An 11,606-nucleotide genomic window follows, 5' to 3' on the forward strand; every position below is an offset into this window, starting at 1 on the left:
CACCGCTCCACAGCGCCGGTTCAGCCGGCCGAGTTGCCTGCGCCGTCCTCGCCGGGAGTGTGGGAGGTGTCGCCACCCTTCTTCGTGCCGCCCTGCGGCTGAGGGTCGGCGGTCTTCGTGACGACGGCGGGTTGGGGCGGGACGAGCTCGAACTGGACGTCGGTGCCGTCGCCGCCGAGGGCGGCCGCCTCGACGTGGTAGAAACCGGGCTGGGCCCAGGCCGTACGGTTCGAGCAGGTCTCGTCGGAACGCTTGGCCGACCACGTCACGACGACCGGGGCGTCGGTGGCCTGGCGGATCACGACGTCCTGCGGCGGGATGCCGACAGGGCACTCACGGGTGCTCCAGATGTAGTCGTCTCCGGACGTGATGGTGACCGTCAGCGTCTCGGGCGACGCCTGCCAGGTGCAGGCCTCGGCGAACGTCGTCCGCAGGTTGATCGTGATCGCGATGTCGGAGCCGCCCGGGGCCGAGGTGATGGCGGGCGTCGCGACGATGTCGGAGTCGGCGCACGGTCCGGTCGGCTCGGGCAGCACGGGCTCCGGCGGAGGCGCCGGCGTCTCCTGCTCGCGGTTCTTCCTGCCCTTCTTGCCCTTGCCCTTGCCCTGGGTGACGGCGTCCTCGTCGGCCGTCGGGCCGGACGTCGGAGCGGCGCTCGTCTCGACCTTCGCGCCTGCCTGCGTCGCCGTCCCGCCGGCGTCCTTGCCGTCGGACGAGCCACCGAGCACCCGCGCGAGGACCACGACGAGGAGGACGGGGACGGCGAGCACGACGAGGCGACGGATCCAGTAGACCCGGGCCGGGAGCGGCCCCCGCGGCCGCATGGTCGACGCCATGTGGTCAGGTTAGGTAGCCGGCGGCCGGTCTCGGCGGAGGCGCGCCTACGATCGGCGCGATGGACACCCCCACTCCCGCGGCGCTGCACGAGGCGGTGCTCGGCTGGTACGACGACCACGCGCGGGAGCTGCCGTGGCGCGGCGTCCAGGCCTCGCCGTGGTCGGTGATGGTCAGTGAGTTCATGCTGCAGCAGACCCCGGTCGCGCGCGTCCTGCCGGTGCACGAGGCGTGGCTCGACCGCTGGCCCACACCGGCCGACCTGGCCGCCGACACGACGGGCGAGGCCGTGCGGATGTGGGGCCGGCTCGGATACCCGCGCCGAGCCCTCCGCCTCCACGCGGCGGCCGTCGCGATCGTCGAGCGGCACGACGGTGCGGTGCCGTCGTCGTACGACGACCTGCTGGCGTTGCCCGGCGTCGGTGACTACACGGCTGCGGCGATCGCGAGCTTCGCGTTCGGCCGGCGCCACGTCGTCCTCGACACCAACGTCCGCCGCGTGCTGGCCCGCGCGGTGTCGGGCGTCGAGCTCCCCGCGCCGGCGGTCACCCGCACCGAGCGCGACGTCGCCACGTCGCTGCTCCCCGACGACGACGCCACCGCCGCCACCTGGGCGGTGGCGACGATGGAGCTCGGGGCGCTCGTGTGCACCGCGCGCCAGCCCGACTGCGGCGCCTGCCCGATCGCCCGGATGTGCGCGTGGCGCGCGGCCGGGTTCCCGGCGTACGACGGACCGCCGCGCCGCGGCCAGGCGTGGGCCGGCACCGACCGCCAGTGCCGCGGACGCCTCATGGCGCTCGCCCGCGAGCACGACATCGTCACGACGGCGCAGGCCGAGGCCGCGTGGCCGGAGGCCGGGCAGCGCGAGCGCTGCCTCGCCGGGCTCGTCGACGACGGCCTCCTGACGCAGATCACCCCGGGGCGCTGGGCGCTCCCGGGGTGATCTGGACTGGCTGGGTGAGGCTGGGTCAGGCGGGGTCGCGGGGGACGTCGATCGGTCCCTCCGAGTCGTCCGGTCCCTCGAGGTTGCCCTCGTCGTCACGCTGCGGCTCGATCGCCAGGTCGGCGGTCTCGAACGGCGGCATGTCGGGCACGGCCGAGTTCTTCTGGCCCTTGAAGGTGAACTTCGCCTCCGGGCCCTCGCCCTCGACGTCGACCAGGACGATCTGGCCGGGGCCGACCTCACCGAAGAGCATCTTCTCGGCGAGCACGTCCTCGATCTCGCGCTGGACCGTACGACGCAGCGGACGGGCACCGAGCACGGGGTCGAACCCGCGCTCGGCCAGCAGGTCCTTGGCCGGCTGGGTCAGCTCGAGCGACATGTCGCGGTCCTTGAGGCGGAGCTCGACGGCGGCCACCATGTTGTCGACCATCGCGATGATCTGCTCGCGCGACAGCGGCGGGAAGACCACGATCTCGTCGACACGGTTGAGGAACTCGGGACGGAAGTGCTGCTTGAGCTCCTCCGACACCTTGCTCTTCATCCGCTCGTAGGAGCCGGCCGCGTCGCCAGTCTGGCCGAAGCCGAGGTTGACGCTCTTGGAGATGTCACGCGTGCCGAGGTTGGTCGTCATGATGATGACGGTGTTCTTGAAGTCGACGACGCGACCCTGGGAATCCGTCAGGCGACCTTCCTCGAGGATCTGCAACAGGCTGTTGAAGATGTCGGGGTGGGCCTTTTCGACCTCGTCGAACAGGACGACCGAGAACGGCTTGCGGCGCACCTTCTCGGTGAGCTGGCCGCCCTCCTCGTAACCGACGTATCCGGGGGGCGAACCGAACAGGCGCGACACGGTGTGCTTCTCGGAGAACTCGCTCATGTCGAGCTGGATGAGCGCGTCCTCGTCACCGAAGAGGAATTCGGCGAGCGTCTTGGACAGCCACGTCTTACCGACACCGGACGGACCGGCGAAGATGAACGAGCCGCCGGGGCGCTTGGGGTCCTTGAGGCCCGCACGCGTACGCCGGATGGCGCGGGAGAGAGCCTTGACGGCCTCCTCCTGGCCGATGACGCGCTTGTGGAGCTCGTCCTCCATCTTGAGCAGACGGGTGGACTCCTCCTCCGAGAGCTTGACGATCGGGATGCCCGTGGCGACGGCCAGGACCTCGGCGATCAGCTCCTCGTCCACCTCGGCGATCTCGTCGAGGTCGCCGGCGCGCCACTGCTTCTCGCGCTCGGCACGGCGGGCGGAGAGCTGCTTTTCCTCGTCGCGCAGGCGGGCCGCGGCCTCGAAGTCCTGCCCGTCGATCGCGGCCTCCTTGCGCTGGCGCACGTCGCCGATCTTCTCGTCGTACTCGCGCAGGTCCGGCGGAGCGGTCATCCGGCGGATGCGCAGTCGCGAACCGGCCTCGTCGATGAGGTCGATGGCCTTGTCCGGCAGGAACCGGTCGGAGATGTAGCGGTCGGCCAGCGTCGCCGCCGAGACCAGGGCCTCGTCGGTGATGGTGACACGGTGGTGCGCCTCGTAGCGGTCGCGGAGGCCCTTGAGCATCTCGATGGTGTGCGCGATCGAGGGCTCCTGCACCTGGATCGGCTGGAAGCGGCGCTCGAGCGCGGCGTCCTTCTCGAGGTACTTGCGGTACTCGTCCAGCGTGGTGGCACCGATCGTCTGCAGCTCGCCGCGGGCCAGCATCGGCTTGAGGATGCTGGCGGCGTCGATCGCGCCCTCGGCCGCGCCGGCGCCGACGAGGGTGTGGATCTCGTCGATGAACAGCACGATGTCGCCACGGGTGCGGATCTCCTTGAGCACCTTCTTGAGGCGCTCCTCGAAGTCACCGCGGTAGCGCGAGCCGGCGACCAGGGCGCCGAGGTCGAGCGTGTAGATCTGCTTGTCCTTCAGCGTCTCGGGCACGTTGCCCTTGACGATGTCCTGCGCCAGGCCGGCCACGATCGTGGTCTTGCCCACGCCCGGCTCGCCGATGAGGACAGGGTTGTTCTTCGTGCGGCGCGACAGGATCTGCATCACGCGCTCGATCTCCTGCTCGCGCCCGATGACGGGGTCGAGCTTGCCCTCGCGGGCGGCCTGGGTGAGGTTCTGGCCGAACTGGTCGAGGACCAGCGAGCTCGACGGAGCCTCGCCGCCGGACCCCGAGGTCTGGGCGCCGGCCGCGGCCGACTCCTTGCCCTGGAAGCCGCTGAGCAGCTGGATGACCTGCTGGCGGACCCGGTTGAGGTCGGCGCCGAGCTTCTGCAGGACCTGGGCCGCGACACCCTCGCCCTCCCGGATCAGGCCGAGCAGGATGTGCTCGGTGCCGATGTAGGAGTGGCCGAGCTGGAGCGCCTCGCGCAGCGAGAGCTCGAGCACCTTCTTGGCGCGCGGCGTGAACGGGATGTGGCCCGAGGGCGCCTGCTGGCCCTGGCCGATGATCTCCTCGACCTGGGCGCGCACGGCCTCCAGGGAGATGTCGAGGGACTCGAGGGCCTTGGCTGCGACGCCCTCGCCCTCGTGGATGAGGCCGAGCAGGATGTGCTCGGTCCCGATGTAGTTGTGGGAGAGCATGCGGGCCTCTTCCTGGGCCAGCACGACAACTCGCCGGGCTCGGTCGGTGAACCGCTCGAACATGTGCGCTCCTCTACGTCTGCGTGGTCCGCGGGTACGACGTAGTCGCCGAGTTGCGGACACTGGGCTCAACGCCCGGGATCAGCCTACGTGTTCCCACCCACGGATCGAGGTCGTCCGCTCACAGCGAACGACCCCGCACCCTCCGGGAGGGGCGGGGTCGCCTGCGGGACGAGCGCTTCAGTGCGCAGCGTCGTAGGCCTGCTGGACGTCGGCGGAGATGCGGCCGCGCTCGGAGACCTCCATGCCCTGGGACTTGGCCCACTCGCGCACGTCCTTGGTGTTGGAGGCCGAGGACGAGCCGGAGCCGCTCGCCTTGCGGGCGCTGCGACGGCCGCCACCGGTCACCTTGCGGGCGTGGCCGACGTAGCCGCTGAGCGCCTCGCGGAGGCTGGCGGCGTTGGCGTCGTTGAGGTCGATCTCGTAGGTGGAGCCGTCGAGGCCGAACGTCACCGTCTCGGTCGCCTCGGTTCCGTCGAGGTCGTCGACCAGGACGATGTTGACCTTCTGTGCCATGTCGAATTCCTTTTCAATCATGAGCGCTCGGGGCTAAACGCGTCGAATGCAGTGTGGCAGGAATTCAATTGTCTTGGCAAAAGGAAAGCAGTCAGGAATTACCTGACGAGGCAATTCAGGAATTGCGTTCGAAGACGAGGCGAAGTCCGTGAAGTGTCAACCACGGTGAATGCACGGTGAAACACGAGCAGTCGTCGACCAGCAGAGCCGCGAGGTGGCCGGTGGAAATGACGGTGACGTCGTGGGCGGAAACACCGAGCTCGGCGATCATCCGCGTCACCATGCCCTCGACCTGCGCGGCCATGCCGAGCACCATTCCGCTCTGCAACGCCTCGACGGTGTTCTTCGCGATGACCGTGCGCGGGCGCGCGAGCTCGACCTTGCGCAGCTGGGCGCCGCGTCGCCCCAGCGCCTCGAGCGAGATCTCCATGCCGGGCGCGATGGCGCCGCCGACGTACTGTCCGCTGGCGTTGACCACGTCGAACGTCGTCGCCGTGCCGAGGTCGACGACGATGGCCGGCCCGCCGTGGAGGGTGGCGGCGGCGAGCGCGTTCACGACGCGATCGGCACCGACCTCGCGCGGGTTGTCGACCATCACCGGGATGCCGGTCCTCACCCCCGGCCCGACCACCACGGCCGAGACGTCGCCGAAGTGGCGCTCGAGCATCTCGCGCCACTCGTGCAGGACCGCGGGGACGGTCGAGCAGACGGCGACGCCGTCGACGTCGTCGAGGTGGTCGCCCAGCAGGGTGCGCAGCAGCAGCCCCCACTCGTCCGCGGTGCGTCGCTCGTCGGTCGCCACCCGCCAGTGCTCGAGCACCTCCTCGCCGTCGAGCACGCCGAGGAAGGTGTGGGTGTTGCGGATGTCCGCCGCGAGCAGGCTCATGCCGACAGGTCCATCCCGAGGTCGAAGACCACGACGGAGTGGGTCAGGGCTCCCACCGAGACGAAGTCCACGCCAGTGGCGCCGATCCGCGCCGCGCGCTCGAGGGTGATGCCGCCGCTGGCCTCGAGGGGCACCCGTCCGGCCGTACGACGCACGGCGTCGCTCATCAGCTCGTCGGTCATGTTGTCGAGCAGGATCCGCTCCGGTGGCTCGGGCAGCGCCAGGAGGTCGTCGAGCTGGTCGAGCGTCGTGACCTCCACCTCGACCGGCAGCCCCGGGTGGGCGGCGCGGATCGCTGCCAGGGCCGGCACGACCCCGCCGGCGGCGATCACGTGGTTGTCCTTGACCATCGCCATGTCTTGGAGGCTCGTGCGGTGGTTCACGCCGCCGCCGCAGCGGACGGCGTACTTCTGCAGCGCCCGCAGCCCGGGCAACGTCTTGCGGGTGTCGAGCACCCGCGTCGGCGAGCCCTCCAGCGCCTCCACCCACTGCGCGGTCGCCGTCGCGATGCCGGACAGGTGGCAGGCGAGGTTGAGGGCGGTGCGCTCGGCCACCAGCATCCGCTGGGTCAGGCCGGTGACCCGCATGACGACGTCGCCCTTCGCTACCCGGGTGCCGTCGGGCAGCCGGTCGCTGACGACGGCGTCGGCGCCGAGCATGAAGAAGGTGACGGCCGCGACGCCGAGCCCGGCGACCACGCCGGGCTCGCGAGCGGCGAAGACCGCCTCCCCGCGGGCATCGAGCGGGACCGTCGACGAGCTGGTCGGGTCGCCGAGGTCTCCGTCGGGGAGGTCCTCGGCCAGGGCGCGGGCGATGGTGTCCCAGACGTGGTCGAGGTCGAGACCGGCGGCGGTGAGCTCGGCGCGGAGCTCGGGCGGCACGTCTCTCAGGCTGGTCATGTCAGCACCTCCGAGGTCGACGGGTCGGTCGAGGGCGCCCAGGTCCACTCTGAACGGACAACTCCGGCGGTGTCGAGCCACGAGTCGATGTGGCCCGCCTTCGTGTCGTCACGCTCGGGGAAGTCCTCGCGCCAGTGTGAGCCGCGGGTCTCGGTGCGGATCGCCGCGGCTGCAGCGAGGGCCGTGCTGATGGTGAGCAGGTTGCTGGTCTCCCACGCCGGCGGACCCACGGGAGGGTCGCCCGGGTCGAGCGCGCCGAGGACGTCGATCGCCTCGGCGAGGCCCGTCGCGGTGCGCAGCACCCCGACGCGGGTCGTCATCACGTCCTGCATCGCGCGGCGGCGCTCGCCGTCCACCAGCCCCTCGGCGCGGTGGTCGTCGGCCGGCTCTGCCCACGGGCGCAGCTCGCCCGGCAGGACGTCGGCGATGCGACGGGAGAACACGAGGCCCTCGAGCAGCGAGTTGGACGCGAGCCGGTTGGCACCGTGCACGCCCGAGCAGGCGACCTCACCGGTCGCGTAGAGGCCGGGCACCGTCGTACGACCCCAGAGGTCGGTGGCGACGCCACCGGAGGCGTAGTGCTGGGCGGGCGCTACCGGGATCAGCTCGGTGACGGGGTCGACGCCGTGCTCGCGGCAGACCCGGAGGATCGTCGGGAAGCGACGCTCCCAGAATCTCGTGACGATCGCTTCGCGATCTCCTCGATCACCGGGGTGGCTCACTGCGCTCGCGGGAAGCCCCAGGTGGCGGGCGTCGAGCCACATGTGCGGCCTGCCGGACTCCATCATCCGGCGGGTGATCGCCTTGGCGACGACGTCGCGCGGGGCGAGGTCGGCCAGCTCGTGCTCGCCCTGCATGAAGCGGTTGCCCTCGAAGTCGACGAGGAAGGCGCCCTCGCCGCGGACGGCCTCGGAGATCAGCGGCTGCTGGCCCTGGGAGTCCTCGCCGAGCCACATCACGGTCGGGTGGAACTGGACGAACTCGAGGTCGCGCAGCCGCGCACCGGCACGCAGGGCCACAGCCATCCCGTCGCCGGTGGAGACGCTGGGGTTGGTCGACTGGCTGAACACCTGCCCGAGCCCGCCGGACGCGAGCACCACCGCGCGGCAGTGCACCGCGCCGACACCGTCGTGCTGGCCCTCGCCGAGCACGTGGAGCGTGAGCCCGGCGACGCCGCCGTCGGCGGAGCGGAGCAGGTCGACGGCCAGCGCGTGCTGGACGACCTCGATCTCCGGCGCCCGCTCGACGGCGGCGATCAGGGCGCGCTGGATCTCGGCGCCGGTCGCGTCACCGCCGGCGTGGGCGATGCGGTCCCGGTGGTGCCCGCCCTCGCGGGTCAGCGACAGCTCGCCGTCGGGGTGGTGGTCGAACTGGGTGCCGAGCGCGATCAGCTCGCGGACGGCGTCCGGCCCCTCGGTCACCAGCACGCGTACGGCGTCCACGTCGCACGCGCCCGCGCCGGCGACCAGTGTGTCCCGCTCGTGCTGCTCGGGGGTGTCGCCCGGTCCGAGCGCCGCGGCGATGCCGCCCTGCGCCCACTGCGTCGACCCCGCGGCGAGCACGTCCTTGGTGACGACGAGCAGGTGCAGGGAGGGATCGGCCGCATGGATGCGCAGCGCGGCGGTCAGCCCGGCGATGCCGGAGCCGACCACCACGACGTCGGCGCGGGTGGTCCAACCGGGGACGGGCGCACGGAGGCGGCCCGGTACCGGCCGGTGTGCAGTCATTGCTGGAGGCTATCGACTGACGAGGTCGCCCCGGGACAGCGTCTGGTCGCCGAACGTCTCCGCGGGGTCGAACCCGGTGCCCACCACCTTGTTGTCCGCGTCGACGAAGACGACGTGCGGCCGGTGCTCCCGGGCCTCCGCCGTCTCCATCTGGCCGTAGCCGATGAGGATGACGGTGTCACCGGGGTGCACGAGGCGCGCGGCAGCGCCGTTGATGCCGATGACGCCGGAGCCGCGCTCGCCGGCGATCGTGTACGTCTCGAGGCGGGCGCCGTTGGTCACGTCGACGATGTGGACGAGCTCCCCCGGCAGCAGGTCGGCGGCGTCGAGCAGGTCGGCGTCGACGGTCACCGAGCCGACGTAGTGGAGGTCCGCCTGGGTGACGGTGGCCCGGTGGATCTTGGACGTCATCATGGTGCGCAGCATCAGGATGTCCCTTCCGCTTCTTCTAGTGGGTGGTCGAGGCCGCGGACGCGGTCCCCGCCGGTTCGGCGATGCGGTCGAAGTGGATCGCCATGTTGTCGATCAGTCGCGTGGTGCCGACCTTCGCCGCCACCAGGATCCGGCCCTCGCCGGTCTCCGGCGCCGGGCCGAGGTCGGGCGAGGTGAGCGCGAGGTAGTCGAGCTCGAGGCCCGGCTCGCCCTTGAGGACGGACATCGCCGCCCAGCGTGCGGCAGGGACGCCGTACGACGCCCGCTCCTGGGCCGCTCGGAGCGCGCGGCTGAGCGCCACGGCCGCCTGCCGCTGCCCCGCGTCGAGGTAGCCGTTGCGGCTCGACAGGGCGAGGCCGTCGGGCTCGCGGACGGTCTCGGCGCCGATGATCTCGATGCCCATGCAGAGGTCGCGGACCATGCGGCGGACGAGCGCGAGCTGCTGGTAGTCCTTCTGCCCGAAGACCGCGACGTCCGGGCGCACCAGCCCGAAGAGCTTGGCGACCACGGTGAGCACGCCGTCGAAGTGACCGGGGCGCGACTCGCCGTCGAGGATCGTGGCGAGCGTGCCCGGCGCGACGGTGACGCCGTCGTGGACCGAGTCGTGGCTGAAGCCGCCCGGGTACATCTCGTCGACCGACGGGGCGAAGACGACGTCGACGCCTTCTCGCGCGCAGACCTCGAGGTCGGCGTCGAGGGTGCGCGGGTAGCGGTCGAGGTCCTCGGTCGGCGCGAACTGCATCGGGTTGACGAAGATGCTCACGACGACCGGGCCGTCGGTGGCCTGTCGCGCGGTCCGCATCAGGCTGGCGTGGCCGTCGTGCAGTGCGCCCATGGTGGGCACGAACGCGACCTCCTCGCCCGAGCGACGGGCGTCTGCGAGCAGGCCGGTCAGCTCCTCGCGAGTGCTCGCGAGGACGGGGCTCGAGTTCATCGGTGGTGGTGCTCCACCGGCGTGCCGGCCTCGGCGGCGTCGAGGACGCGCAGCATCTTCGACGCGCGGATCGGCAGCAGCCGACCGTCCGTGACGGCGCGGTCGAGGGTGGCGCGGGCCATCGCGAGGTAGGAGGGCAGCGTCTGCGGGGCGGTGACGACGAGGTCGGCGACGTGGGCGCGAACCGTCTCGACGTCGCCGCGGACGATCGGACCGGTCAGCGCGGCGTCGCCCTGGTCGAGGGCGTTGTCGAGCGCGGCGGTCAGCAGCGGTCGCAGCGTCGCGGCCGGGTCGTCGGCACCGGCGGCGGAGAGGATCTCCATGGCCTCGGCGACGAGCGTGACGAGGTGGTTGGCGCCGTGCGCGAGACCGGCGTGGTAGAGCGTGCGGCGGTCCTCGGGGACCCACATCGGGCCACCACCGAGGTCGGCGACCAGGCCCTCGGTCAGCTCGCGGTCGGCCGGCGCGGCGGTGATGCCGAAGACGCAGCCACGCAGGCGGGGCAGGTCGACGTCCGTGCCCGTGAAGGTCATCGCCGGGTGCATCGCGATCGTGCGGGCGCCGACCTGGCGTGCGGGCTCGAGCACCGCGAGGCCGTGGCGGCCGCTGGTGTGCACGACGAGCTGCCCCTCGCGGATCGCGCCGCTGGCGCTGAGCATGGTGACGACGTTGGACAGCATGTCGTCGGGGACGGTGAGCAGCAGGAGGTCGCTGCGGCGGGCGACCTCGGTGGGCTTGGCCACCTCGACCCCGGGGAGCAGGTCGTCGATACGACGACGCGAGGCGTCGGACTCACCGGCGGCGGCGACGACCTCGTGACCCGCGGCGCGGAGGGCGGAGGCCAGCACGGCGCCCACCCGGCCTGCGCCGATGACACCGATCCGGAATCCCTGGTGCAACGTGCTCATGTCGACCTCTTCGTTTCAGTCCCTCGCGGGTACCGATCTACTGCGATCAACATCGAGCGTACGCCCGCGGATTCCGCGGTGGGAACGATCGGCGGACGTGACGCATCCCACTCGTCCGCCGATACCTGAGGACACCACGTACGGGAATCGGTCTCCCGGACGTCCGCCCCGTCCTCAGGTATCAGGCGATGGTGTCAGCCGCGGCCGAACCGGACCGTCGAGTCCTTGTCGCCGAAGACGAGGTAGCGCTGTCCGGCGCGAGCGCGGAAGGAGCACTCGTCACCGCCGTACGACACAGGCGGCTTGCCGGCCACCACACGCGTGGCGAAGCACCAGCTCTGCCGGGCGTTCTCCGTCGTGGCGGGCTTGCGCGCCCGTACGACGTGCGCCTCGCTCAACACGAGCGGCCTGTCGCCCAGCCGTACGGAGATCGCCCGGATGGTCGCCGCGTCGCTGCGCACGCCGTGGCGGAGCGCGTCTCCGAGGCGCCCCACGACAACCTTCGCCAGCGAGATGTCGGAGTCATAGGCAAACCCCTTGTAGACGTCCCTGCACTCGTGGGCGTAGTCGACGCGGTACGAGCCGGTGGCGGGGAGACGCCAGAGTCCCGGCCAGACCTGGTCGATCTCGGTGCCGCGGCGGGTGAGCACGATGGACTCGCAGTCCTTCGGGTACTCGTCCGTCCCGACCGAGGTGCGCAGCGCGACGAGCTGGCCGCGCCGGCCCTCGAACGACAGCGTGGCGGCCTCACCCGAGGGGACCACGACGACCTCGCCGAAGCCGACGAAGTACGACGCCTTCTCCTCCGGGGCGACGGCGGTGCTCGACATGGGGGCGGACAGGGCGGTGGTGGCGGCGACGCAGGCGAGCAGCGTCCCGAGAATGCGCTTCATGCCCGAGAGACGCACCG

General features: G+C 71.5%; 11 protein-coding genes. 1 reads left to right on the forward strand and 10 read right to left on the reverse strand.

Translation table 11 applies throughout. From position 1 onward, the window contains the following. Positions 1–20 precede the first annotated feature (20 nt). Positions 21–836, reverse strand: a complete 816-nt coding sequence (locus tag L2K70_RS09340; protein ID WP_236401568.1) for a hypothetical protein — start codon at positions 834–836, stop codon at positions 21–23. 59 nt (positions 837–895) lie between these two features. Between L2K70_RS09340 and L2K70_RS09345 the strand changes: the two genes are divergently transcribed. After that, positions 896–1,777 carry an iron-sulfur binding domain-containing protein gene (locus L2K70_RS09345; protein ID WP_236401569.1) on the forward strand — a complete coding sequence of 294 codons (882 nt, stop codon included), beginning with the start codon at positions 896–898 and terminating at the stop codon, positions 1,775–1,777. Between the two features lie 25 nt (positions 1,778–1,802). On the opposite strand, the gene L2K70_RS09350 is transcribed toward L2K70_RS09345, so the two are convergent. From L2K70_RS09350 to L2K70_RS09390, 9 genes are all read right to left on the reverse strand, one after another. Continuing rightward, on the reverse strand, positions 1,803–4,397 hold the full coding sequence (locus L2K70_RS09350) for an ATP-dependent Clp protease ATP-binding subunit (protein ID WP_236401570.1): 2,595 nt from the start codon (positions 4,395–4,397) through the stop codon (positions 1,803–1,805). 177 nt (positions 4,398–4,574) lie between these two features. After that, a complete protein-coding gene (locus tag L2K70_RS09355; protein WP_236401571.1) occupies positions 4,575–4,910 on the reverse strand; it encodes a histone-like nucleoid-structuring protein Lsr2 in 336 nt (111 codons plus the stop codon). A gap of 115 nt (positions 4,911–5,025) precedes the next feature. Beyond that, on the reverse strand, positions 5,026–5,796 hold the full coding sequence (locus L2K70_RS09360) for a type III pantothenate kinase (protein WP_236401572.1): 771 nt from the start codon (positions 5,794–5,796) through the stop codon (positions 5,026–5,028). Then, a complete protein-coding gene (nadC, locus tag L2K70_RS09365) occupies positions 5,793–6,695 on the reverse strand; it encodes a carboxylating nicotinate-nucleotide diphosphorylase (RefSeq protein WP_236401573.1) in 903 nt (300 codons plus the stop codon). Before nadC ends, L2K70_RS09360 begins: the two co-directional genes overlap by 4 nt. Next, positions 6,692–8,422, reverse strand: coding sequence for an L-aspartate oxidase (locus L2K70_RS09370; RefSeq protein WP_236401574.1), 1,731 nt, complete (start codon positions 8,420–8,422; stop codon positions 6,692–6,694). Before L2K70_RS09370 ends, nadC begins: the two co-directional genes overlap by 4 nt. A gap of 9 nt (positions 8,423–8,431) precedes the next feature. Continuing rightward, positions 8,432–8,848: an aspartate 1-decarboxylase gene (gene panD, locus L2K70_RS09375; protein ID WP_236401575.1), complete on the reverse strand. Its 417-nt coding sequence runs from the start codon at positions 8,846–8,848 to the stop codon at positions 8,432–8,434. A gap of 22 nt (positions 8,849–8,870) precedes the next feature. After that, positions 8,871–9,788 carry a pantoate--beta-alanine ligase gene (gene panC / locus L2K70_RS09380; RefSeq protein WP_236401576.1) on the reverse strand — a complete coding sequence of 306 codons (918 nt, stop codon included), beginning with the start codon at positions 9,786–9,788 and terminating at the stop codon, positions 8,871–8,873. Then, on the reverse strand, positions 9,785–10,696 hold the full coding sequence (locus L2K70_RS09385; protein ID WP_236401577.1) for a Rossmann-like and DUF2520 domain-containing protein: 912 nt from the start codon (positions 10,694–10,696) through the stop codon (positions 9,785–9,787). The genes panC and L2K70_RS09385 overlap by 4 nt, the downstream gene beginning before the upstream one ends. A 194-nt stretch (positions 10,697–10,890) precedes the next feature. Continuing rightward, on the reverse strand, positions 10,891–11,589 hold the full coding sequence (locus L2K70_RS09390) for a hypothetical protein (protein ID WP_236401578.1): 699 nt from the start codon (positions 11,587–11,589) through the stop codon (positions 10,891–10,893). Positions 11,590–11,606: the final 17 nt, after the last annotated feature.

The organism is Nocardioides potassii (assembly GCF_021648885.1).
GTDB classification, from domain to species: domain Bacteria; phylum Actinomycetota; class Actinomycetes; order Propionibacteriales; family Nocardioidaceae; genus Nocardioides; species Nocardioides potassii.